This window comes from Bacillus sp. NEAU-CP5 (genome assembly GCF_026420705.1).
Lineage (GTDB): Bacteria > Bacillota > Bacilli > Bacillales > Bacillaceae > Bacillus > Bacillus velezensis.
On the sequence record NZ_JAPMOV010000002.1, the window covers coordinates 125,114 to 147,707 of the forward strand.

General features: G+C 42.4%; 25 protein-coding genes and 2 pseudogenes. 6 read left to right on the forward strand and 21 right to left on the reverse strand.

Translation table 11 applies throughout. From position 1 onward, the window contains the following. Positions 1 to 162: 162 nt before the first annotated feature. The 5 genes from OTK50_RS05740 to OTK50_RS05760 all read right to left on the reverse strand — a co-directional run bounded on the left by OTK50_RS05740 (position 163) and on the right by OTK50_RS05760 (position 4,056). Complete coding sequence (locus OTK50_RS05740; RefSeq protein WP_223198287.1) at positions 163 to 480, reverse strand: GNAT family N-acetyltransferase; 318 nt, start codon at positions 478 to 480, stop codon at positions 163 to 165. 239 nt (positions 481 to 719) lie between these two features. Then, positions 720 to 1,301, reverse strand: a complete 582-nt coding sequence (locus OTK50_RS05745) for an SMI1/KNR4 family protein (RefSeq protein WP_224223611.1) — start codon at positions 1,299 to 1,301, stop codon at positions 720 to 722. A 62-nt stretch (positions 1,302 to 1,363) separates the two neighbouring features. Then, entirely contained in the window at positions 1,364 to 1,861 is a 498-nt protein-coding gene (locus tag OTK50_RS05750; protein ID WP_224223612.1) for an SMI1/KNR4 family protein, read from the reverse strand. An 8-nt stretch (positions 1,862 to 1,869) separates the two neighbouring features. Further along, positions 1,870 to 3,585, reverse strand: a complete 1,716-nt coding sequence (locus tag OTK50_RS05755) for a T7SS effector LXG polymorphic toxin (RefSeq protein WP_224223613.1) — start codon at positions 3,583 to 3,585, stop codon at positions 1,870 to 1,872. Between the two features lie 36 nt (positions 3,586 to 3,621). After that, positions 3,622 to 4,056: an SMI1/KNR4 family protein gene (locus OTK50_RS05760; RefSeq protein ID WP_224182301.1), complete on the reverse strand. Its 435-nt coding sequence runs from the start codon at positions 4,054 to 4,056 to the stop codon at positions 3,622 to 3,624. Positions 4,057 to 4,320: 264 nt separating this feature from the next. On the opposite strand from OTK50_RS05760, the gene OTK50_RS05765 reads away from it, so the two are divergent. Next, entirely contained in the window at positions 4,321 to 5,286 is a 966-nt protein-coding gene (locus tag OTK50_RS05765) for a thermonuclease family protein (RefSeq protein WP_224223614.1), read from the forward strand. Positions 5,287 to 5,422: 136 nt separating this feature from the next. Here OTK50_RS05765 and OTK50_RS05770 read toward each other — a convergent pair whose 3' ends face one another. Together OTK50_RS05770 and OTK50_RS05775 are read right to left on the reverse strand one after the other, a co-directional pair. After that, positions 5,423 to 5,743 carry a hypothetical protein gene (locus tag OTK50_RS05770; protein WP_021493967.1) on the reverse strand — a complete coding sequence of 107 codons (321 nt, stop codon included), beginning with the start codon at positions 5,741 to 5,743 and terminating at the stop codon, positions 5,423 to 5,425. Positions 5,744 to 5,766: 23 nt separating this feature from the next. After that, complete coding sequence (locus OTK50_RS05775) at positions 5,767 to 6,330, reverse strand: hypothetical protein (protein ID WP_064505233.1); 564 nt, start codon at positions 6,328 to 6,330, stop codon at positions 5,767 to 5,769. An 803-nt stretch (positions 6,331 to 7,133) separates the two neighbouring features. Here OTK50_RS05775 and OTK50_RS05780 point away from each other — a divergent pair. Together OTK50_RS05780 and OTK50_RS05785 are read left to right on the forward strand one after the other, a co-directional pair. After that, positions 7,134 to 8,818 (forward strand): annotated as a pseudogene (locus OTK50_RS05780) (recombinase family protein). Beyond that, positions 8,794 to 9,414, forward strand: a pseudogene (locus OTK50_RS05785) (polysaccharide biosynthesis protein); the annotation flags it as partial. The pseudogenes OTK50_RS05780 and OTK50_RS05785, both read left to right, overlap by 25 nt. A 40-nt stretch (positions 9,415 to 9,454) precedes the next feature. On the opposite strand, the gene msrB reads toward OTK50_RS05785, so the two are convergent. Both msrB and msrA read right to left on the reverse strand, forming a co-directional pair. After that, positions 9,455 to 9,889, reverse strand: a complete 435-nt coding sequence (gene msrB, locus OTK50_RS05790) for a peptide-methionine (R)-S-oxide reductase MsrB (protein WP_007409536.1) — start codon at positions 9,887 to 9,889, stop codon at positions 9,455 to 9,457. Position 9,890: 1 nt separating this feature from the next. Further along, positions 9,891 to 10,424 carry a peptide-methionine (S)-S-oxide reductase MsrA gene (gene msrA, locus OTK50_RS05795; protein WP_003153641.1) on the reverse strand — a complete coding sequence of 178 codons (534 nt, stop codon included), beginning with the start codon at positions 10,422 to 10,424 and terminating at the stop codon, positions 9,891 to 9,893. Positions 10,425 to 10,552: 128 nt separating this feature from the next. Between msrA and OTK50_RS05800 the strand changes: the two genes are divergently transcribed. Further along, the gene (locus OTK50_RS05800) at positions 10,553 to 10,978 is read left to right on the forward strand and encodes a MarR family transcriptional regulator (protein ID WP_003153639.1); all 426 of its coding nucleotides are present in this window, start codon (positions 10,553 to 10,555) and stop codon (positions 10,976 to 10,978) included. A 50-nt stretch (positions 10,979 to 11,028) separates the two neighbouring features. Here the strand turns inward: OTK50_RS05800 and OTK50_RS05805 are convergent, their stop codons facing one another. The 5 genes from OTK50_RS05805 to ilvA form a co-directional block, all read right to left on the reverse strand. Continuing rightward, positions 11,029 to 11,592 carry a YpmS family protein gene (locus tag OTK50_RS05805; RefSeq protein ID WP_029326139.1) on the reverse strand — a complete coding sequence of 188 codons (564 nt, stop codon included), beginning with the start codon at positions 11,590 to 11,592 and terminating at the stop codon, positions 11,029 to 11,031. A gap of 9 nt (positions 11,593 to 11,601) precedes the next feature. Then, positions 11,602 to 12,357: an SGNH/GDSL hydrolase family protein gene (locus OTK50_RS05810; protein WP_224223615.1), complete on the reverse strand. Its 756-nt coding sequence runs from the start codon at positions 12,355 to 12,357 to the stop codon at positions 11,602 to 11,604. Positions 12,358 to 12,434: 77 nt separating this feature from the next. Further along, positions 12,435 to 13,016: an SCO family protein gene (locus tag OTK50_RS05815; RefSeq protein ID WP_224223616.1), complete on the reverse strand. Its 582-nt coding sequence runs from the start codon at positions 13,014 to 13,016 to the stop codon at positions 12,435 to 12,437. 98 nt (positions 13,017 to 13,114) lie between these two features. Then, positions 13,115 to 13,366: a DUF2535 family protein gene (locus OTK50_RS05820; RefSeq protein WP_007409532.1), complete on the reverse strand. Its 252-nt coding sequence runs from the start codon at positions 13,364 to 13,366 to the stop codon at positions 13,115 to 13,117. Between the two features lie 92 nt (positions 13,367 to 13,458). Next, positions 13,459 to 14,727, reverse strand: coding sequence for a threonine ammonia-lyase IlvA (gene ilvA / locus OTK50_RS05825; protein ID WP_224223617.1), 1,269 nt, complete (start codon positions 14,725 to 14,727; stop codon positions 13,459 to 13,461). Between the two features lie 184 nt (positions 14,728 to 14,911). Here ilvA and OTK50_RS05830 point away from each other — a divergent pair, with 184 nt between their 5' ends. After that, the gene (locus OTK50_RS05830) at positions 14,912 to 15,904 is read left to right on the forward strand and encodes a sigma-54-dependent transcriptional regulator (protein WP_224223618.1); all 993 of its coding nucleotides are present in this window, start codon (positions 14,912 to 14,914) and stop codon (positions 15,902 to 15,904) included. A 16-nt stretch (positions 15,905 to 15,920) separates the two neighbouring features. Further along, positions 15,921 to 16,559: a PAQR family membrane homeostasis protein TrhA gene (gene trhA, locus OTK50_RS05835; protein WP_007612091.1), complete on the forward strand. Its 639-nt coding sequence runs from the start codon at positions 15,921 to 15,923 to the stop codon at positions 16,557 to 16,559. 40 nt (positions 16,560 to 16,599) lie between these two features. Here the strand turns inward: trhA and OTK50_RS05840 are convergent, their stop codons facing one another. From OTK50_RS05840 to ilvD, 7 genes are all read right to left on the reverse strand, one after another. Then, entirely contained in the window at positions 16,600 to 17,223 is a 624-nt protein-coding gene (locus OTK50_RS05840) for a lysophospholipid acyltransferase family protein (protein WP_044802184.1), read from the reverse strand. 20 nt (positions 17,224 to 17,243) lie between these two features. After that, a complete protein-coding gene (locus OTK50_RS05845; RefSeq protein ID WP_007409527.1) occupies positions 17,244 to 17,729 on the reverse strand; it encodes a dihydrofolate reductase in 486 nt (161 codons plus the stop codon). Beyond that, a complete protein-coding gene (locus OTK50_RS05850) occupies positions 17,726 to 18,520 on the reverse strand; it encodes a thymidylate synthase (RefSeq protein ID WP_239033990.1) in 795 nt (264 codons plus the stop codon). Before OTK50_RS05850 ends, OTK50_RS05845 begins: the two co-directional genes overlap by 4 nt. Before the next feature lie 99 nt (positions 18,521 to 18,619). Then, positions 18,620 to 19,228, reverse strand: a complete 609-nt coding sequence (locus OTK50_RS05855) for a YpjP family protein (protein ID WP_007409526.1) — start codon at positions 19,226 to 19,228, stop codon at positions 18,620 to 18,622. A gap of 262 nt (positions 19,229 to 19,490) precedes the next feature. Then, entirely contained in the window at positions 19,491 to 20,261 is a 771-nt protein-coding gene (locus OTK50_RS05860) for a class I SAM-dependent methyltransferase (protein ID WP_224223619.1), read from the reverse strand. A gap of 39 nt (positions 20,262 to 20,300) precedes the next feature. Next, positions 20,301 to 20,735 (reverse strand): BrxA/BrxB family bacilliredoxin, encoded by a 435-nt coding sequence (locus OTK50_RS05865; protein WP_224223620.1) that lies wholly within the window; start codon positions 20,733 to 20,735, stop codon positions 20,301 to 20,303. A gap of 81 nt (positions 20,736 to 20,816) precedes the next feature. Beyond that, the gene (gene ilvD / locus OTK50_RS05870) at positions 20,817 to 22,493 is read right to left on the reverse strand and encodes a dihydroxy-acid dehydratase (RefSeq protein ID WP_239033989.1); all 1,677 of its coding nucleotides are present in this window, start codon (positions 22,491 to 22,493) and stop codon (positions 20,817 to 20,819) included. Positions 22,494 to 22,594 lie beyond the last annotated feature (101 nt).

A 22,594-nucleotide genomic window follows, 5' to 3' on the forward strand; every position in this document is an offset into this window, starting at 1 on the left:
TCCTCAGCCAACTGTATCCTAGTTCAGTACGGGTTGGTTTTGAGAGGATAAATGCTAATCCGCATCTTAATAACGATCTAATTAGATTAGATTAGATTAAGTTACCGTCTATCATCGTTTGTGAAAGTAACCTCCCACACATTCACCATAATCTCGGGAATTTTATTTTAATACTTTTAGGAGTTTTACATATTCACCATATTCATCTTCACCAAGAAATAATACGGTTGTAAAACCCTTCTTTTCATATAGATACCTTGCGTTTAAGTTATCTGTATCTGCACCGAGTGTTATTTCCTCATATCCAAATTGTTTAGCATAATCAATCAAATAATCAACAATAATACCACCTATCCCACAATTTCGATATCCTTCTTTAACAATCATACGAGATAGATAAATGCGTTTATCCGGAATGGTATAATCTGGGTCATTGTTTTGAAAAACTAACGATCCTTCTCCTATAAACTCGTCATTCACTGAAGTAAATAAAAGTAATTCTGTTTCCGCTTACTAATTCGTCATAAAACACCTTAGCCATTTTCTTTTTCTTTTCCATGTCCCAAATATTATTACACTTATTGTATTCTTCGGATTTTAATTTCTTTATTTGGTACGAATCCATAACCTCTCTCCCTTTTTATAATTAGTTTCTATCGAAAATAAAAAGCTCTCTTTCTGAGAGCTTAACTTTGCAATACTTTTCCTAAAAATAAAAGCTAATTGTCCTTACCAAAGAGCAATTTTCCAAAGTCATTGTCTAAAATCTCAATTTCCACATCACTGTCACTATCATCCGTTTCAATTGGTTCGTCTACTAAACTTAGGATAAACTCCTCAAACGAATTGGCAATTAGGAAAAAGTCTTTATCAGGCTGACTTAATTCGTGATCCCAAAACAAAACTTTTTCATTGTCGATGTCCATACATATTTCATTACCACCTGCCGAGCTTGCTATAGGAATAATATTCCTAGAAGTATTGATTGCTTTTTGGAGACTGTTATGATCGTTAGCTAAACCATAGAAGCTCTCTAGTAATTGTGTATCATCTTCCTTACCCATCCAAGGATCTTTCTCTATAGGTTTGTAGCAAACGTCGTACTCAACTTCATCTGTTGTTTTTTTACTTTCTAAATAACAGCCTCCATATCCCTTCAAAAAATCCTTATAGTCGGAAGGCAATTGATTACCTATATTTCTTTCAATTTCTTTGAGTTGTTCATTTGTATTAATGCTAGGATCTGTTTTTGCATAAATTGAAAAATCTTTCAACTTTTGTTTGATATTATAGAAGCTCATATAATCCTCTCCGCATTGCACATTTTTAGCACTGAACAATTGCAATACTTTTGTTTAATAGATTATTCAATTTCTACGCCATCATACGCATCGCCTAGTGATATATAATCATCTCTTAACCAATACCAATGTTTACCCTTATTCTCAAGCAGTCGCTGTACTAAATCTGTAAATGAACTTGCTATCACCTGTGTTTCGCCGACTATTCCATGTCGATCAAAAAAGCTGTCATAGCATTTTCCTTTTCGCTCCTCGTTTAAGTCAATTGTTAGGTATTCTCCTTTTCCATCCGTGCAAACAATATACCAATCGGATGAAATATCTTCTTCACAAAGTTCCCCAACAATAACGGGATTAGCCAATTTAAACTCTTGTGGACTTACTATATATATTGGATAATCCGCATTTTCAAATAAAACTGCTCCGCCACATTGCTCATAAAATTCACTAACATCTCTTGGTAGTTGATGCTTCTCGTCTATTGTCGGGAGACCATCAGCTTCAAACAGCCGGCAGTCTGATGTGGAAGCAATCTTCTTGATTAACATATCAATGCTCAAGTCCGCACCTACTTTCTAAAGTTGTATTGATTAAATGCGTTATAATATAGCTGTCTCGCTTTTTTAGGAACATTAGCAGCATCAAACATCTTCTCAGTAAGTTCTTGTATTTCCCTGGGGGATACTTCTTTCCAATTTACTTTGCCGCCTACTTTCTTCCCTGTTTTTTCGAACAACCATTCTCTATATACTTTCTTGGTAGCGTTGTGTTGTTCCTTAGTTAAAGCTACTGTTGGTGTGTTACTCCCTCTACTCACATAATTCGGAACATTGTGTTTAGCCCATACGTCCATTACACCGTGATGATTCTCTAAGGGACTGTTACTCGGTCTATAATCAACAACATCGAAAGGTTCTACTTCTTTATCTGACCTTTTAGCAAAACTCATTAGTTGATTTTTTAAGTTTGCTCCATCCACTACATTGTATGGTACGTCACCCGCCAGAGCAAGATCATACTTAGACTTATAAGGAAGCAAATCTGCAATCTTAACGTCTTTAATTTTCTTCCCTGCCTGTCCTGCCTTGTTTATGACCTTCCCCACCGCATCAGCTTTGTTAACGGCTCCTGCACCTTTCGTTCCGACGACAGCCACAGCTGCTGAACCAATTGCATATGTCACCCATCTTGATCTGGAATACGCATCTCCATTTACCATATCTTGTTGATACGATTCCTCGATTGCTGCTGAAACAGCATCATATGTTTTAACTGGATGAAGTACTGCATTCCCCAGCGCTAACAGGGTTTCTCCTGGATCGGTTATGAAGTCCCATAAACCGGTTACCGTGTCTTTCCCGACATCATATAGACCGACGCCGGCTCCTTTTAAAATATCCCAAGTCACTTCTCCGGCTTCTTCCAGCTGTTTTGCTTGTTCAAGCTGCATCACATATTGCTGTTGGGAAGGTTCAAGATTCTCGTAACCGATCTTCTTCGCAATTTCCAAGTATTCATCCGGATCGGTCACACCGTCAGCGAGCTTTTTCTTCAGATCCTTGATTTCCCGCTCTTTCGCTTCTTCCTTCTTAATCGTCAAATAAGCATCCGCATGTCTCGCAATCTCGCCTTTTTTCTTATGTATGTCACTTTCTCTGTACGCCTTGGCGTTATAGTGAAGTGGTGTTGCATTTTTTCCCTTACCCGTGGCATTTTGAAGCTGTTGAAAGTCAGCTTGGATGAAATGCTCATTCGCTTCGGTTTCTGCGTATTCTTTCGTTAGATCGTGATCAAGCTTTCCGAGTTTATGTATGGTCTTATCCCGTTTTTTGTCTGCTGAATCCAGCTTTTGATCGACATCTTCTGTAGAGAAAACATCAAGATGAATGATATCGCTGATTTCATCAAGGATACCTTTCATTTCATTGCGTTGCTCCTGCATGATGGCTTTTGATTTATTCTTCGCATGAATCAGCTCGTGTTCTAAAAATGACTCTTCCACAAACGAATCGGCCAATCCGGCATCAGCTACTTTTCCTGAAATACTGTTAAGAAAAGCAATTTTCATATCGATCAGATCAAGCCAGCTGTCTGTGACACCGGCGTGATCTTGAAAGAATGCTTTAATGTTGTCTGCGCCTTTGCCTGAAAACTCACTGTCGTCTAAGTCAGCCATTCCCTGAAACGCTTTTCTGAGATTGATAAATTGTTCTCTAATCTGATCGTATTGTTTTGCCCGCTTTTCTGCGGCTGAGATTAACGAGGATGCTTCAAATACCTTCATATCTGTCTCCTTTCCACTTGGTCTTATCTAAACTCTCTATTCTGAAACATATTTATAATATTCTTTAATTTTAGGCTTTACTTCCCAATATTTAGTTCCGTTTGATGACACCAACATGTCAAACCATATCTCAAAGTTAGAGTCTAAATATACCGTATCTTCAATATTATCAATTGAATCCAGATACAACATATATCCTAATCCCTTATTTGATCTGTTTACATCAATAACATACCTGCCATCATAATGGTACCCAATTAGGACATATCCCTTAGGGAAGTCTTGAACTTCATTAAATTCAATTATCCCTTCTGTACTAAGAAGCTCAATACCATTAAACATTTCCATTCCATTGTGATTGAAAAGGAACTCTTTATAATCATTGGGCAAAGTTACCCCTAACATCTTTTCTAAACTATTAATTTCTTGAGGACTGGCTGGGTCTCTGAATTGAAAAGCAGCATCTTCCATGACATGCCCTCCATGTTGGAGCATAGGAAAAGTTCCGTATTTAGAAACAGCTTCCTTTATCCCATCAAGAGTCATGCGAATTAACTTTCCTTCTTCCATTTAAATTTCCCTCCTCTAAGGTGTTTAGGCCACTAAATTTTACCACATAACTGTATTTGAGTGTCCTAAAATACCAAAACACAATTTACAATCTTTGGTTTTATATTTATAATTAGGAAGGTTTGTCCGATATAGAGACAGAACAAACAAATTGGGGGAATTACATTGAAGAAATGGTTATTAGGCATTGGCGCATTATCTCTAAGCTTTTCTTTGGCTGCGTGTGGATCTGATTCTGCTTCTACAGATAAAACAGATTCAGATAAAGCTAAAACAACGCAGCAAGAAGAAAAGGATGCAAAAGAGACAAAGGCAGACACTCAATCAAACGACAAAAGCAATAATGACAACAATGAAAAAGCCGAAAATGCTTCAAAGAAGGATTCCTCGGATAAAAAGGCGTCTGACAAAAAGAAAAAGCTGGTCGATGTAACACTTAACAGAACAGTTGATGGGAATACGATTAAAGTTAACTATAAAGGCGAAGTCAAAACTGTTCGTTATTTACTTGTTGACACGCCTAAAACTAAGAGGCCAAACTCTTGCGTACAACCATATGGTGAGGATGCTTCAGCAAGAAACAAACAGCTGGTTAACAAGGGAAAACTTCAACTGGAGTTTGATAAAGGAGATCGTACAGACAAGTATGGGAGAATGCTGGCTTACGTTTATGCAGATGGCAAATCAGTACAAGAAACACTGCTTAAAGAAGGATTAGCACGAGTAGCTTATGTATATGAGCCAAACACGAAGTATTTAGACACGTATAAGAAAGATGAGCAAGCTGCGAAAGATAAAGACTTGAAGATTTGGAGTAAGAATGGATATGCGACTGATAAAGGATTTAATGGCTGCGTAACGAAACCGAAGAAATCAGTAAGTGTATCTAAGCCGGCTCAAAAGTCAGTTACAACACACCAATCCGAGACACATAAATCGAACTCAAGCAGTTCAGCATCAAGCAGCTCTTCTAACTCTGCACAAGCCTCCCCTTCTGCTGGAGGAACAGAACACTTTGCAAACTGCACAGAGCTGAGAAAGAAATATCCGCATGGCGTACCAAGCACTCACCCTGCTTATACATCTAAAATGGATCGGGATAATGACAACTTTGCATGTGAGAAGAATTAATTATTTTGAAGTCCTCTGGGGCTTCTTTTTTTATTTGGATACATTCAATCTAAACAAAAAAACCACAGAGCGTGTGAGGGACTCTGTGGCCTATAGTGGCTGATTAAACCCCTATGATACATCAATTAGGATTTTATCAAAACTTTTCTTTTAAAGATAACATCATCTCTGTCTCAAATAATGCCTGAAGCAGTTCATCTATATTAATTTCGTTCTGCTTGTAATTATTCTTTTCATAAGTACGAATAATTTCTTCATATTCTGATCGATTATCTCCTTTAATGGAGCTAATTCCAAGCTCTTCACCGTATCGGTTAATGAATAGTTGTTTATTCATTTCTTTCGCTTTATCATTTTCATAATTACAAAATGCACCTGACAACTGGACGAGAAAAGTTTCGTCTTCAGAATTTAGGTTATTTTCGTTACACCAGTCTACAAAACGATTTCCAGTCATGTTATCACCTTTAATTTTAGTATTTAAAGAACAAGATAATCTGCAGCAAGGATGATATATTCTACTGCCATGCCAATTGTTTCAGCAACTCCTGCGCCAACTGCACCTTTAATAGCTGGTGGAATTTGTTTTCTTGCCATAGCAGCAACCTCTTTAGGAGCCCCGGTTATATCTTCGAGAACCTTACAAATTTTGTTTGTGTTTTTAATAATCTTGTTTACCGTGGACTTTCCAAACATTGTACCTAAAATGTCTTTTGCCCAAGCATTATTCGCTAGTCCTCTAATAACCTTAATCGCTTCTTTAGCTGCGGCGCTTTTAGCTCCCATAGTACTCATTTGATCTTGTGAGTTACCATTTTCGAGACCTTTTAATTCTTCAGCAGCATTTAAAATGCCTTTTTCTTTAACTGGTGGGACTGAGTATTCTTTAGCTAGTTTTTGAAGCTCGGTAGGATTATAAGTAAATTGCACGTCCTGTTTAGAAACACTCGCTTTTTGCACTTCTGAGGCCGAAGCTCCAACAGTAGGGATGGCTATAACGGCTGCAAGCAACATCAAAAGAATTTTAGCAAATAGACTTTTCAATTTGAACTCTCCTTTATCCCTAATTTTATTGTTCAACACATTGACCACAATACCATAAAATACTAATATTTTTCCCTGTTTTTATTATATTAGTTTAAAAAAGGTAAGGTGGTCCTACATTTGAAACTGTTCAGAAATCACTACGGTGATCAAATATTCATTCACAATTTAAGCTATTTTTACTACATAAAAAAGACTGTTCTCAAAAACAGTCTTAGATGTTTTTAGAATTAACGTATCCGTTAATTTCTTTAATTCTTATTCTGATTTTTAAACGCCAAGTGCTCAATTCCTTGATCCTTAAAAACTTGACGGATGTAGGGAGGCGAAAATTATATTTCCGGCCAATTTCTTTTAGGCTCATTTTTTTGTTGAAATGCAGATCGTATAGCAGATCAAAGTCTTTTGCTCTCCTCCTCTTTGACAATTCAGAGTAAGAAAGCTTGTCCACTTTTTTTGCCTTAAATAGATTCAGAATACCCCAGTCTGGGATATTAAGTTCCTTTGATATTTCCCCCACCGTTTTAAGTTCTTTGTTTATGGATAAAACCATTATTTTATTTAGTTTTCAAGTTATAGTTGCTCATAAGCGCTGCCATATGAGGATTAAATGAACAAAATAAAAACCCTGTTAATTAAAGTCGGCGTTTAATTAAAAAATGAATCCGATTAGAATAGATCAATATTCAAACAATACAATCCTTACAATATATTAGGTTATTTTCGTATTCAATGTCAGACAGAATATTGTACGAATACTTCTCTTTTTACAGTAAATACAATAAAGAGGAGGTGCTGATTTTTTGGAGTTAAAAAACATCGTTCATTCTTACAACATTACAAATATTTTAGGGTATCTTAGACGCTCTCGTCAGGATATGGAGCGGGAAAAAAGAACAGGCGAAGATACGCTAACGGAACAAAATGAACTCATGAATAAAATACTGAAGTCGATTGAAATCCCCTATGAATTAAAAATGGAAATCGGGTCAGGGGAAAGCATTGAGGGCCGCCCCGTTTTTAAAGAATGTCTTAAAGACCTCGAGGAAGGCAAGTACCAGGCAATTGCTGTTAAAGAAATAACAAGACTCAGCCGCGGGAGCTACAGTGATGCGGGACAAATTGTTAACCTTCTTCAAAGCAAGCGATTGATTATCATTACACCATATAAAGTTTATGACCCTCGAAATCCTGCAGACATGCGTCAGATTCGTTTTGAATTGTTTATGGCCAGAGAAGAATTTGAAATGACCAGAGAGCGTATGACAGGCGCTAAATACACATATGCGGCACAAGGGAAATGGATTTCCGGGCTAGCGCCTTATGGATACCGGTTAAACAAAAAAACATCCAAACTAGTCCCAGTCGAAGAAAAAGCAAAAGTCGTTCAATTCATCTTTAACCTCTTTTTAAATGGGTTGAATGGAAAAGATTATAGTTATACAGCGATTGCTTCTCACTTAACAAAATTACAAATACCGACTCCATCAGGAAAAAAGCGCTGGAATCAATACACAATTAAAGCAATTCTGCAAAACGAAGCGTATATCGGAACTGTTAAATATAAGGTTAGAGAAAAAACAAAAGACGGTAAACGAACAATTAGACCTGAAAAGGAACAAATTGTAGTATCGGATGCACATGCCCCTATAATAGATCAAGAACAATTTCAACAATCACAAGAGAAAATTGCAAACAAAGTCCCCCTGCTGCCTAATAAAAACGCATTGGAATTAAGTGAATTGGCAGGCGTATGCACTTGTTCTAAGTGCGGTGAACCATTATCTAAATACGAAACTAGGCGAACGCGAGAAAACAAAAACGGCACGGAAAGTGTATATCACGTTAAATCACTCACTTGCAAAAAGAATAAATGCACTTATGTGAGATATAACGATGTTGAAAATGCCATTCTGGATTACCTCTCTTCTTTAAGCAACTTAGATAATAAGACTTTAACAAAACATATCATTTCAATGATTTCTAAATACGAAGACGTAAATAGTAATGTGAAAACAAAAAAGCAAATGTCTGAACATCTCTCACAAAAAGAACAAGAGTTAAAAAACAAAGAGAATTTTATCTTCGAGAAATATGAGAGCGGCATTTACACTGATGAACTTTTTTTGAAGAGAAAAGCTGTTTTAGATGAAGAATTTAAAGAACTCCAGATTGCCAAGCATGAGCTCAATGGAACCCAAGAAGCGCAATCAGAAATAGACAGTAATACAGTCAGAAACAACATAAATAAGATAATTGATCAATATCACATTGAATCAAGCACAGAAAAAAAGAACTCGCTATTAAGAATGGTCTTCAAAGAAGTTATCGTTACTATGACACAAAAAAGAAAAGGGCCAATTCCGGCTCAGTTTGAAATCACCCCTATCCTGAGGTTTAATTTTTCGTTTTCGACCTCACCGTCACTGATAGTCCCTCACAATACAGTAAATACCTTAAAAAACCGATAAAGCCGTTTCCCCGGTAAACACAATGGGAGCTACGAAGCTGTTGTCCGAGAAGCTGTTTCATCAGGCGAATCATCATGTTCAAAACCGCGGTACGGTATTTTGTTCGGTCCGCTTCGGCAATGTGCTAGGTTCACGCGGTTCCGTTATTCCTATTTTATTTGAGCAGTTGATGGCAGGCGGTCCGCTCACCATTACAGATAAAAACATGACGAGGTTTTTTATGTCGATTGATGATGCCGCAACGCTCACCCTGCAATCTGCGGCGATTACAAAGGGCGGAGAAACGTTTATTTTTAAAATGGAGTCCCTGAGGCTCGAAGAACTGCTTCACGGGTTTGAGGAATATGCGTCCCGGCACGGGCTGCCGCGCCCCGCCGCTGTTGAAGTGGGAAAACGTCCCGGTGAGAAGCTTCATGAAGAACTGACCTCTCCTCATGAGACGGAATCTTTATATGAATGGGGCAATCTTTACGCGATATTGCCCGACCCCGCCAAACATCCGGAATTTCGGAAGGTCAATCTCCCCAGATATCAATCCGATCAAGCGCCGCTCATCACAAAAGACACAATCGTAAAGATTATTGAACGATTACATGAAGAAAAAAAAACATAGAAAAAAGGCCTGTCTGATAGGCAGGCCTCATTGCTGAGCTCTATTTTTCAAATAAATGCAGGCAGGCTTCATAGCCCTCTTCCTTCAGCTTGTCTTTCGGAATAAACCGGAGTGCCGCAGAGTTAATGCAATATCGGAGACCGCTTGGCCCCGGGCCGTCATTAAATACATGGCCTAAGTGGGAATCCGCTGTTTTGCTTCTCACTTCCGTCCGGATCATCCCGTGGCTTGTGTCCAGTTTTTCGTCAACCTCTTCTTCCTCAATCGGTTTTGTAAAACTGGGCCAGCCGCAATGAGAATCGAATTTATCCAGAGAAGTAAACAAGGGCTTTCCCGATACGATATCAACATACAGCCCCTCTTCTTTGTGATCCCAGAATTCATTTTGAAACGGCGGCTCCGTTCCGTTATTTTGTGTGACTTCATATTGCATGCGGTTTAATGATTTGATTTTTTCTTCTTTATTAAAAGCCATCTTATCTGTCCCTCCAATGCTCATCCAGAAAGCCTTGACGTCCGGAACCTACACGGTAGCGCCCGTAGTGATCAGGATTTTTCTTATAAAAGTGCTGATGATAGCCTTCCGCTTCATAAAAAGGCTCAGCCTTTAAAATGTCTGTCACGATCGGCTTTTTAAATATGCCGCTTTCTTCAAGCTGTTTTTTTGAGGCTTCAGCGATTTGTTTTTGTTCATCATTATGGTAATATATCGCCGCCCGATATGAACTTCCGCGGTCTGCAAACTGGCCGCCTGCATCAGTCGGGTCGATCTGCTGCCAAAACAGCTCGACAAGCTTTTCATACGGATAAATGTCAGGTTGAAATGTGATTTGAACGGCTTCTCTGTGTCCGGTCGTTTCACTGCACACTTCTTCGTAAGTCGGATTCTCAGTATGACCTCCTGTATAGCCGGACACCACCTTTTCAATCCCGGGCTGTTCGTCAAACGGCTTCACCATGCACCAAAAACAGCCGCCTGCAAATGTGGCGATTTCTTTTTTTTCTGACATACGGGTGCCCTCCTTTGTTCATACGTGGTATTATTATATTATAGCATGTATAAACAGAATAAAAATAATTCTGCTTTCAGGGGAAGCTAAACGAATGCCACGCTGACTACATATTGGAGGTTCATGATTTGAAAGTAAGGACACAAATGATGTATGATATGGAAGCTTTGCTTCGAAAAGTGTTTAAACAAATCAGAAATGAAGTTAATGAAATTCTAGATAAAGAGCTGTCCAGGAACGAATTCACCATTTTGCGGATTCTCAGTGAACAAGGACCTAAAAAAGTAACGGAATTTGCCCCTATTCTTGAGGTTTCCGCAAGCCACATTACCGCAGTGACCGACGCTTTAGTAGAAAAGGAATGGATCACCCGCATCCGTTCTAAAGAGGACAGACGAATTATCAGAATCCATATTACGGAAGCCGGGGAGAAAATTGTCGATCATTTCAACCAGAAAAAAACAGAATACTTTTTTAAACGGTTTGACTGCTACTCTGATGAAGAGCTTGCAACGTTAATCAAACTGTTCAGCAAGCTAGACAAAAAACGCTGACACGAAAAAACACAAATCCCTGAAAGGATCTGTGTTTTTTTCATGAAAACTTATTGTTTCGGATGATAATAGGAAAATTCAATTTCATCCGTGTCGAGATTGATTTTATCCGCTTTTACATACATGCCGTTGTCTAAAGGCATTTCTGACAGACGGATCTCGATGCTTTTATCCCCGGAATGAACGTGCACAAATGACGGGAGTTCATAAAAGCTGTCCATATAATTCAGCACAAAGCTGATCGGCAGGCTTAATTCGCCTAATGAAAACTTCGTCACTTTCAAAACCACATCTCCGTTCTCCTGTACGGACGGTTCAAATGTGACGACCGCATTAATGGAGGTTGAGAATGCTTTAATTTTACCAGCCACGTGCACATCGTTATTGATGTCCACTTTGTAGTCAAGCTGATTCGATGCCTTCTCTTTTAAGTACGCATTCACAAACCTGGCAAGAGATTCTTTAGAGCTTGTGATATGAAAGCCGTACTCACTTTTTGTCTGATCTTGTATTTTCGCCTGCTCTCCCGGCATAACCAATAATGTCACAATTACCGCGGCGGCAATCACATTGAGTGCGAGAAGAACAAAAAACAGCGATTTCCACTTTTTCATCATTTCACCCTATTCTGCTGGTAATCCTTGTTTTTCAATGATGCCGTATAATCGATCGGCGATGAGTGCATACCCTTTTGCGTTCGGATGAAAATCATCATCCTTTGAAATCCGTCTGCTGCCGCTTTTTTGACTGAACAAGTCTTCAACATTCACCGCGGCGGCGTGAGGATCTTTTTCCAGCTCTTTTGCGGCGATCTTGTTCCAATCCGTTACAACCCCATTAATTTCTTTTAATTCAGGCAGCGTAAACGTGAATGGATTATACATGCTGACATACACCAGCTCTGCGTTTTTGTTATATTTGCGGATTTTTGAAACGATCGCCTTGAACCGTTTTTCAAAAGGTTTCTCTTCCTTTTGGAACGGCTGAACCGTCAGCTGCATCATATTCTGGCGGAGCACCTTCATTAAGTCATTGCCGCCGATGGTAAAAAAGATATAGTCGGCGCTCTTTAATGATTTCTGAACTTTTTTATTATCAAGCTTTTCCAGCAGGTCCGACGTTTTGTCACCCTGCACCGCATAATTTTTAATATCTACCGTTTTCACATGTCCCTTTTTCTTAAGAGACTCCGCTGCCCTGCCGACGTATCCTGAACCGTCAGGATCTCCTACTCCTTCAGTCAATGAATCACCGACCGCAGCTATGACAATATGATCTTTCGTTTTCGGTTCTTCAGTGTCAGAACCGGTGCGCTGGACAGAACAAGCTGATAAAAGCAAAGCCAGTCCGGCGATCAATGAGAACATTCGCAGCTTCAATCTGGTTGCTCCTTCCCCGTCTACTAGTGGAAAGTGTAACATGTTTTTTCAGTTTTGAAAATGTCTAATCTGCCAGTTTACTTGAGCTCCTCAGCCGCTTTGACATCTGAGAGGATATCATCATACGGAACCTTCTGCACACCGTCATAATCTTTAAGCACCTTGCCGTCAGGTCCGACTAAATAAAAAGAGGTTTGATGTATGACCTGGTCCTCTCCCTCCGGCTTTTTGACGATTGCTTTAAAGCTGTTCAGCGCAAAATCTTCAATGTCCTTTTGGCTGTAACCGGTCAGAAAATCCCAGTTGCGAAGCGAAAGCGGATATTTGGCAGCAAATGCTTTCAGCTGTTTCGGCTTATCATTTTCAGGATCTACACTGAACGACACAATCCGCACGTCCAGGTTCTCAGCCTTCAGTTTTTTTTGCAGTTCGGTCATGTGCGCCGTCATCGGCGGGCAGACCGTATTACAATTTGTAAACATAAAGTCGGCAATCCAGACATGCCCCTTCAGGCTTTTCAGTGACACTGTTTTTCCGTCTTGATTCTGATATGAAAACGGTTCAATCTGATAGTTCAGCGGGTCTTTTATCGTTTTCCCCCCGCACGCGCACAAGAGCAGCAAACAAAAGACGGCAGCGAAGATTTTCATTTTTTTCATTTCCATTCCCCCCATGGATAAAACGCTTACAACATTCATCACAAAAAAATTCCCGCACCCTCCCTTATCAAAAGGAAGGCGCTAAGGAATATGCACCGTTATGCGTTGTGTTTTAAAATCTCTTGGTTGAAAACGGCCTCGTAATCTTTCCACTTCATACGGCGCTTGACATATTGTCGGAATGAATACACTGTTCTCACACTTTGTGAAGCAAAAACCTCTCTCAAATAAAGCTCAAGGTGCTGATGAATTTGAAAAAAATAATGTTCACCTTCCGTGACAACCGGTATTTCTGTCACTTTTACCTGAATCCCGTCCTGTCGTTTGAACTCTAGGCTTTTGAGTAACAAGATATCAATCCTTCTTTTTCGATTGTTTTCTTTTTATTATATACAATCTGAGAAAGCGTGTCTGTCATTTTGCGCGGCCGTTCTAAAAAAAGTCAGATTAACAGGTGGAACAGATCCTGATCTTTATTCACCTCTACGTAATGAAATCCTTTTTGATTCATCCGGGCAATGAGCGCACCGTAATCTTCCCGATGCTTGAGCTCAATGCCGACCAATGCGGGGCCGCTGCTTTTGTTATTTTTTTTCGTGTATTCAAACCGGGTGATGTCATCATCAGGCCCGAGCACTTCATCAAGGTATTCGCGAAGCGCTCCCGCCCTTTGCGGGAAATTAACGATAAAATAATGCTGCAGTCCCTCGTAAATCATGGAGCGTTCCTTCATCTCCTGCATTCTGCCGATGTCGTTATTCCCTCCGCTGACCATGCAGATGACGTTTTTCCCTTTAATCTCTTCCTTGTACAGATCAAGTGCTGACACGGACAATGCACCCGCCGGCTCCGCTACGATGGCGCATTGATTATATAATTCGAGAATCGTGCTGCACACTTTTCCTTCCGGGACAAGCACAACGTCATCGACGACGGTTTCGAGCGTTTGAAAGGTTTCGGCGCCGATTTTTTTTACGGCCGCCCCATCGACAAATTTATCAATTTTCTCAAGTTCAACCACTTGTCCGGCTTTTTTCGATTCAAAATAGGAGGCTGCGCCCTTCGGCTCTACCGCTATGATTTTTGTATCCGGCGAGATGTTTTTCATGTACGTGCCGAGCCCGGACAGGAGTCCCCCTCCCCCTACGCTTGCAAAAAGAAAATGCGGTTCAACGTCAATGTCATTTAAAATTTCGATGGCAGCCGTTCCCTGTCCGGCAATGACATCGGGATCGTCAAACGGATGAATAAACGTGCGGTTTTCTTTTTCACAGCATTCCGCAGAACTTTTATACGCATCATCGAAAGTGTCACCCGTCAATATGATTTCAACAAATTCTTTTCCGAACAGTTCCACTTGGGATACTTTCTGTCTCGGTGTGGTTGACGGCATAAAAATCTTGCCGTGAATGCCGAGGTGTTTGCATGAAAACGCAACCCCCTGCGCATGGTTTCCCGCACTTGCGCATACAATTCCGTTTTCAGTCTGCTCTTTTGAGAGCTGCCTCATTTTATTATAAGCCCCTCTGAGCTTAAATGATCTGACCACCTGCAGGTCTTCCCTTTTCAAATAGATATTGCAGCCATACCTCTCAGAAAGTCTGTCATTCCTCTGCAAAGGCGTATGTATCACAACGTCCTTTACATTTTGGTGCGCTTTTAAAATGTCTTTTACCTGGATGAGAGAGTCTTCTTTAAGCAACGGTTTCATTTACAGAGTCCTTTCTTATTTAAATCCCTATTTAATATGCCATTATAACATGAATATTCAAACAATAAGATAATTATTTTAATTTTGTAAATAAAAATAAATGAACCGATACAAGAGAAAAAGATATTTTCGATCGCACAAACGTGTTATACTTAAACCAATTAGAACCAAAAGGAGCCAATTCATGAATGTAATTGAACAAACTGATCCTTTTTATCAGCTGGCCGGCGAACATCAAACCTTTTTAGAAGCGAAACGATTGGCCTCGCAATTTGCCTTATCTGATTTGCCGGTCTTCATAACAGGTGAAGTCGGAACCGGAAAAAAACAAATGGCCAGAGCGATCCATCATAAATCCCGCAGAAACAGCGAACTATTTATTACCGTTCACTGCAGCCAAAACGAAGATCGGCTCGAATATGAACTGTTCAGCGCTGAAGGTGCATTAAACAGGGCCCGCCGCGGAACATTATTCTTATATGAAATCGGAGACATGCCGCTCTCGGTACAGACCCGCCTTCTTTCCGAGCTGGACGCCGGAATTTCCGCCCGCATCATTGCAAGCAGCACGGCGGATCTTGGCGATACCGGCGCAGAAAATACGTTCAGCCAAGATTTATTTTACAGGCTTCACGTGTTATGCCTTCCGCTCCCTGCTTTATCTGAACGAAAAAGCGATATACCGCTTCTTTTGCAGCATATGCTGTCAGCCACGGGGCAGCATGTTCATATCGATCCGTCCGTTTATCCGCTGTTTGAGCGGCACACCTTTAACGGCAACATCAGAGAACTTCAAAATGCGGCGTACTATATGGCCGCGGCAGCATCCGGCAGCACGATTTATCCCGATGATGTCCCGCTGTATATCAAAAACAGCCAGAAAGCGAAAACAGCTAAGAAAAAAGAAAAACGGCTGACATTGATGGAGAAAGAAGAGTTTTTGTTTATTTTGGAATCAATTAAAGACTTAAATACAAAGGGCGAACCCGCCAGCAGACGGAGCATATCCGAATTAAGCGAAAACAGCACAATGACATTATCGCCCCAGCAGGTCAGAAACAGGCTTGATTACTTAGAAAAGATGCACTATGTGACAAAAGGCCGAGGACGCGCAGGAACAAAAATTACATTAGAAGGGTTGAGCTTTTTGCAGTCACTGCAAAAACAAATCCTTTAAAAAGGAGGACATTTGATTGTTCACAATAAAAGAAGAAATCGCAAATGCCGTCACACACGGAATCGGTGTATTGCTGTCGATTCCGGCGCTTATTTTTCTCATTATCTTCGCGGTGAAATACGGCTCGCCGACAGACATCGTCAGCTTTTCAATCTTTGGCGCTTCAATGCTGCTGCTGTATCTCAGCTCGACTCTTTTGCACAGCATTCAGCATAAAAAAACGAAAGACATTCTTGAAATTGTGGATCATTCCGCGATATACGTATTAATAGCCGGAACATATACGCCATTTTTATTAGGACCCCTTAAAGGGGCGCTCGGTCTGACCCTTTTAATTATTGTTTGGTCGCTTGCCATCGGAGGCATCGTGTTTAAAATCTTTTTCGTGAAGCGGTTTATCATTTTTTCAACGCTTGTCTATTTATTGATGGGCTGGCTGATCATCGTCGCCATTAAACCGCTGTACGCTTCGCTGTCAGGCCCCGGTTTCGGCCTTCTTCTTTTCGGCGGCTTATTGTATTCCGCCGGCACAATATTTTATATTTGGAGAAAGGTTCCGTATCATCACGCCATTTGGCACAGTTTTGTTTTAGGCGGCAGCGCCTCGATGTTTTTCTGTATTTTGTTTTATTGCGTCAAAGTTCCCTTTATCTGAAATAAAAAAGCACAGCCTCTCTATAGAGACTGTGCTTTTTTTATGCACGGAGCCGTTTCTGACCGGCCGGATAATAAGCGGGCTTTATATGTAATTCAATGTCAGCCGGTTTCAGCCGTTTCAGTAATCTGCCCCTCAGCAGCCGGTCTGTTCCCGAAGTGCTGACGGGCACAATCGGGAGATCGAAACGAAGAGCCAGTTCCTCCGGATTGATTTTGCCGTCTTCGGACAGAATCAGGCTTTGCCCTTTTTGCAGACGGACTTCCGCCTCCTGAAACACGGCATCCCGGCTGTCTCCGTCACAAATGATACCCATCAGCCGCAGCCATTTCCCGAGAAACGGCATCCGGAAAGCTTTCTCGCCAGCGATAAAACCAGCCGGCTCTTCAAGATGTCCCGCAAGCAGCAGCAGATCAGCCGGGCGCAATCTGGGATGCACATACAATACGGGGCCGTCCGGTATCGGCTGATCATGATGAATGCCGATTGCCGATCCCGACACGTCAATGCAGCCTCTCATAAAGGCTTTCGGCCTCTCATACACCAGCCTCATCTGTTTTTGAAAAGAAAGCCGCGGGTCAAGCTCTTTTTGATTGATATATTCCTGAATATTTTTCATGAACATAAATACAACGTACATCACAAGGCAGCCGTAACGAATCAATTCTTGTCCCCCTGCTTAAATCAATTCTTTTTCTCGTATACAAGGTACTCATAATCGTAAGGGTTTTTTTCATCTTTTACTCCCTGTTTGCGGGATGTCAATTCCCATTCAGCTTCATTAAATTCCGGAAAAAAACGGTCTCCTTCAAAGACATGGTGAATTTTTGTCATGTAGAGTCTATCCGCATAAGGAAAGAGCGCACTGTACAGCTGGGCGCCGCCGATCACAAAGCATTCTTCATCTGCCGGGATCAGCTTGAGCACTTCCTCAGCCGAGTCGGCAGTAATACAGCCCGGGAATAAAGATTCGTCCCGTGAGGTTACAACGATGTTACGCCGGTTCGGAAGCGGGCGTCCGATTGATTCAAACGTTTTCCGCCCCATTACAATGGTGTGACCCGTCGTCACTTTTTTGAAATATGCGAGATCATCGGGAAGGTGCCAAGGCAGATCGTTATCTTTTCCGATCAGCCGGTTTTCATCCATCGCAAAAATAAACGAAATCATACGCTGACAGCTCCTTTTATGTGCGGATGCGGGTCATAATCCTCAATGATAAAGTCTTCAAACGTAAAATCAAAAATAGAATCAACATTTCGCGCAAACCGCAGTTTCGGCAGCGGACGGACATCCCTTGTCAGCTGCAAATTCACCTGCTCCATATGGTTTTGGTAAATGTGGACGTCTCCGAATGTATGAACAAACTCACCCGGTTCAAGCCCCGTCACATGCGCGATCATCATTGTTAAAAGCGCATAAGACGCAATATTAAACGGCACGCCGAGAAAGACATCCGCTGAGCGCTGATAAAGCTGGCACGACAGTTTTCCGTCCGCGACATAAAACTGAAACAGGCAGTGGCAAGGCGGAAGCGCCATATGATCAATTTCGCCGACATTCCAGGCGCTGACGATTAAACGTCTGGAATTCGGGTTTGTCTTGATGTCGTGAATCAGCCGGGAGATTTGATCAATGGTCTCGCCGTCCGCTCCGCGCCATGAACGCCATTGAGAACCGTAAACCGGTCCGAGTTCTCCGTTTTCATCCGCCCATTCGTTCCAGATGCGGACTCCGTTTTCCTGAAGGTAGCGGACATTCGTATCTCCTTTTAAAAACCAAAGCAGCTCATGCGCGATGGACTTAAAATGGAGCTTTTTCGTCGTAAGCATCGGGAAACCTTCCTGAAGGTTAAACCGCATTTGGTAGCCGAACGTGCTGATCGTACCCGTTCCCGTACGGTCTCCTTTTTTTTCTCCGTTTTCTAACACATGACGGCACAAATCTTTATATTGTTTCATTTTTTTCATCCTTTTAAAGTAGTCTTTTAGTAGTGTAACACAATAAAAAATCATTTCTGCAAAATTTCTCAGAAATGATTTTTTTATTTCTTCTCGCTATTACACGCTCATCCAGTCAGGCGGCGTATTGCGGTCCCAGTAAATGCTGCCGAGCTCATGATGTGATTGAAATCCGTCTTCAGCGGTATGGTAATGAAAATTAAACCAGTAGCCGTCTTGCGGAGGATGATCCCGGCGGACGTGGAACCTTAAAAGATCTTCACCCGTCAGCCTGTTATACACATGAAAAATTTTTTCAGTTTTTCCGGCTGACGGTTTGCTGGAAATAACCACATCCTGATACGCTTCATCATCTTGAAACTTGGCCAAATGTCCTGTGATCACATCTTCGATTTTCGGCAGAATTTCACTTCTGTAATCATCTTCAATGACCGGAGAGATTTTGCTGCCGAATTTTAAAAATGATTGATTTTCAGCATCACCGAGAAGCTGCTGCTGATACGATTGAAACAGTAATTCAGGCTCCCGCCCTGCCTTCTCTTCTCCCGGCAGGGCGTGTTCATCATAAAAAGCGGTGTAATCATTCTGCTCAAGACTGCTCGACTGTCCTGAAGGCTTGTCTGTCATCAAAGCAGCCGGAGGAGACACGAGTCCGAACGTTACAATGGTAAACAGAACCACAAGGGTCTTTTTCATCCACAATTTCATGACAGATTGTTCCCCTCTGTTTTATTGTCCTCTTTTCCTTTATTTTAGCATAGATGAAAGCGCGGCGTCATGTCCGGCAGCGTATTATCATGCAATATGGGAAATTGGTAACTGTGACCGAGCGGATAAACCGCTTACAATAAGAAGGAGAAAAAGGAGGGGATGGGATGATTAACGCTTTATTTGCGACTGTATCACTTCTCACACTGCTTTATTTTGTCGTTATGGAAATCACTGATTAACGAAAAAGAAGCCCATGATATCATGAGCTCACATGGATGACACCAAAGTGGAAAAGCGCCGTCTTTCTTTTCAGCACCTTGAAGCCGTATCGTTCAAACCGCGGGCTTTTCCAATGGTCTTTAAGCACTACGCATTTTTTCGCCGCCCGGACGGCTTGCGTGATGCACTCTTCGTTAAAACCCTCTTCTGCCAGCGCGCGGAGCGGTGCAATGCCGTCTGACGTTTCAACAGGTTCGTGAAACATCGGGTCAAAATAAATGACATCTACCGATGAATCAGGAAGCTCCCGCAAATAATCGGCGCAGTCGGCATGTTTGACCTGAATGCGTTTCATGGCGGTTTGGAGCTGCTCCATTCCGGTTTCCCACGTTTGAAGTCCTGTTTCTACAAGCAATGAGACAAGCTTGTTTTTCTCCAGGCCGATGACTTGTCCGCTTTTTCCGACTGCCAGGCTTGCCAAAATCGCATCGGATGCCAGGCCGAGCGTACAATCTAAAAAGGAATCCCCTTCGCGTAATCCGGCTGCTTTTAACAACGGCTCGGCTTCCCCTCTCAAAAACCGCTTTGTGCGGAACATCGCTGTATTCGGGTGAAAAAAGAACTTCTCCCCTTGCTTCGTGTAAAGTTCGAACCGTTCCTTTCCGATGACTAAAAGATCGCCAGCCGCTCGTTCCAGCATTTTTTCAATGGGCTGTTTATTGCGGCTGCAGTAAGTGTCACCCAGCTTGACACTGAGTGACTGCGCTGTGTGTATCGTATATTCGCTTGGTCTGTAACTCGTTGTGATCATTTTTTTCTCCAAAAAGAAAATGCCCGGAATTCGGGCATTTCAGCAGTGCGCATCGAAGGCATCCGTCAGATTTTTCATAATTTCCTCCATGTTATGCCCTTCGATTTCGTGGCGGGGAATAAAATGAACGACCTCTTTCCCTTTTAACAGCGCCATTGAAGGCGAGGAAGGTTCCTGCCCCGTAAAATATTCACGCATTTTTGCTGTTGCGTCTTTATCTTGACCGGCAAATACGGTAACCGTATGATCAGGCGCTTTTTCATGCTGTAAAACAGCCTGAGTCGCAGCCGGACGGGCAAGACCGGCTGCACAGCCGCACACGGAGTTGACAACGACCAATGTCGTGCCCTCTGCCTGTTCCATAAAGCTTTCTACTTCTTCAGCAGTCGTTAATTCCTGAAAACCCGCACCCGTCAGCTCACGGCGCATCGGCACGACCAGCTGGCGCATATATTCTTCATAAGCCATTGACATAAAAAAGCCCCCTCTAAAATCCTTATATGAAGTCAAGGATACTATAGAGGGGGCCGGAATTCAATTGTTCAGGCCTCTGTTTTATATTTTCATGATTCCGCCTGTATTGGCGCTTGTTACGAGTTTGGAATACCGGGCTAGATATCCTGTTTTTACTTTCGGCTCGAAGCCTTTCCATTCGGCCTTGCGTTTTTCCCATTCTTCTTCAGGCACTTGTACGTCCAAAATCCGTTTTTCTATGTCAACGATGACATGGTCGCCGTTTTCTACGAATGCGAGCGGGCCGCCTTCAGCCGCTTCAGGCGATACGTGACCGATTGAAAGGCCCCGGGACGCTCCTGAAAAACGGCCGTCTGTAATAAGCGCTACTTTCGGGCCAAGCCCCATTCCGACAATTTGAGACGTCGGAGCGAGCATCTCCGGCATGCCCGGGCCGCCCTTTGGCCCTTCATAACGGATAATGACAACATCTCCTTCTTTTACTTTGCGGTTTATAATGCCTTCAAGCGCGGCTTCCTGGGAATCAAAGACGACAGCGGGCCCTTCATGTCTTGTAATCCCGTCCTGTACGCCGCCTGTTTTAATAATGGCGCCGTCCGGAGCCAGATTCCCAAATAGGACGGCCAAACCGCCTTTTTCGGTAAACGGATTGTCAATCGGATGAATCACGTCATAATCCTTTACTTCATGACCCGCAATTGTTTCTCCGAGTGTGCGGCCTGTTACAGTCAGCGCGTCAAGATGAAGCGCTCCTTCTTTTTTCGCCAATTCATTAAGGGCCGCCGAGACTCCGCCCGCTTCGTGAAGATCCTCAATGAAGACGTCCGAGGCCGGCGCCAATTTCGATATGTGAGGCACTCGTTCAGCCACTTCGTTAATGCGTTCTAAAGAGTACTCAACCCCAGCTTCATTGGCAAGCGCAAGCGTATGAAGCACAGTGTTGGTTGAGCCGCCGAGAGCCATGTCTAACGCAAATGCGTTGTCAATCGCTTTTTCGGTGACGATATCGCGCGGCTTAATGTCTTTTTTGATGGTCTCCATCAATTGGGCCGCTGATTTCTTCACAAACTCTCTTCTCTCCGGTGAAGTTGCTAGAATTGTCCCGTTTCCAGGAAGCGCCAGACCGAGCGCTTCAGACAGACAGTTCATGGAGTTTGCCGTAAACATGCCCGAACAAGATCCGCACGTCGGGCAGCCGAACTGTTCCAGCTCCTGCAGGTCGCTTTCACCGATTTTCCCGGCTTGATATGCGCCGACGCCTTCAAATACTGAAGAAAGCGAAATTTTGCGGCCGTCGCTTGTGCGGCCGGCTGCCATCGGCCCCCCGCTGACAAAAATGGTCGGAATATTAATCCGCATAGCCGCCATCAGCATTCCCGGCGTAATTTTGTCGCAGTTCGGAATGCAGACCATTCCGTCAAACCAGTGAGCCGAGACGACCGTTTCAACTGAATCGGCAATGATTTCGCGGCTCGGCAGCGAATATCTCATGCCGATATGCCCCATCGCGATTCCGTCATCTACTCCGATCGTGTTAAATTCAAAAGGCACACCGCCCGCTTCCCTGATTGCTTCTTTTACGATTTTTCCAAATTCCTGCAGGTGAACATGCCCGGGAACGATATCGATGTATGAATTACAGACCGCGATAAACGGCTTGCCGAAGTCTTCTTCTTTTACGCCGGCAGCGCGAAGAAGGCTGCGGTGCGGCGCTCTGTCAATTCCCTGTGTGATCATGTTGCTGCGTAATTCTGCCATGGTGATCCCCCTACTGTTTTTAGACTGTGCATTATTTTTAAAATTTTCAGTTTATTCTAGGGCGTGTTCTGCAAATTTTACAGTGTCTTTGCCCTGTCTCG

What these genes read in the sequence shown, in the direction of transcription:
- OTK50_RS05745 (WP_224223611.1), bottom strand. Translation starts at nt 1,301, where the DNA reads ATGAGCTTCTATAATATCAAACAAAAGTTGAAAGATTTTTCAATTTAT.
- OTK50_RS05755 (WP_224223613.1), bottom strand. Translation starts at nt 3,585, where the DNA reads ATGAAGGTATTTGAAGCATCCTCGTTAATCTCAGCCGCAGAAAAGCGG.
- OTK50_RS05760 (WP_224182301.1), bottom strand. Translation starts at nt 4,056, where the DNA reads ATGGAAGATGCTGCTTTTCAATTCAGAGACCCAGCCAGTCCTCAAGAA.
- OTK50_RS05770 (WP_021493967.1), bottom strand. Translation starts at nt 5,743, where the DNA reads ATGACTGGAAATCGTTTTGTAGACTGGTGTAACGAAAATAACCTAAAT.
- msrB (WP_007409536.1), bottom strand. Translation starts at nt 9,889, where the DNA reads ATGGCTTTTAATAAAGAAGAAAAAATCAAATCATTAAACCGCATGCAA.
- msrA (WP_003153641.1), bottom strand. Translation starts at nt 10,424, where the DNA reads ATGTCAGAAAAAAAAGAAATCGCCACATTTGCAGGCGGCTGTTTTTGG.
- OTK50_RS05805 (WP_029326139.1), bottom strand. Translation starts at nt 11,592, where the DNA reads ATGAAAAAGTGGAAATCGCTGTTTTTTGTTCTTCTCGCACTCAATGTG.
- OTK50_RS05815 (WP_224223616.1), bottom strand. Translation starts at nt 13,016, where the DNA reads ATGAAAAAAATGAAAATCTTCGCTGCCGTCTTTTGTTTGCTGCTCTTG.
- ilvA (WP_224223617.1), bottom strand. Translation starts at nt 14,727, where the DNA reads ATGAAACCGTTGCTTAAAGAAGACTCTCTCATCCAGGTAAAAGACATT.
- OTK50_RS05830 (WP_224223618.1), top strand. Translation starts at nt 14,912, where the DNA reads ATGAATGTAATTGAACAAACTGATCCTTTTTATCAGCTGGCCGGCGAA.
- OTK50_RS05845 (WP_007409527.1), bottom strand. Translation starts at nt 17,729, where the DNA reads ATGATTTCGTTTATTTTTGCGATGGATGAAAACCGGCTGATCGGAAAA.
- OTK50_RS05850 (WP_239033990.1), bottom strand. Translation starts at nt 18,520, where the DNA reads ATGAAACAATATAAAGATTTGTGCCGTCATGTGTTAGAAAACGGAGAA.
- OTK50_RS05855 (WP_007409526.1), bottom strand. Translation starts at nt 19,228, where the DNA reads ATGAAATTGTGGATGAAAAAGACCCTTGTGGTTCTGTTTACCATTGTA.
- OTK50_RS05860 (WP_224223619.1), bottom strand. Translation starts at nt 20,261, where the DNA reads ATGATCACAACGAGTTACAGACCAAGCGAATATACGATACACACAGCG.
- OTK50_RS05865 (WP_224223620.1), bottom strand. Translation starts at nt 20,735, where the DNA reads ATGTCAATGGCTTATGAAGAATATATGCGCCAGCTGGTCGTGCCGATG.
- ilvD (WP_239033989.1), bottom strand. Translation starts at nt 22,493, where the DNA reads ATGGCAGAATTACGCAGCAACATGATCACACAGGGAATTGACAGAGCG.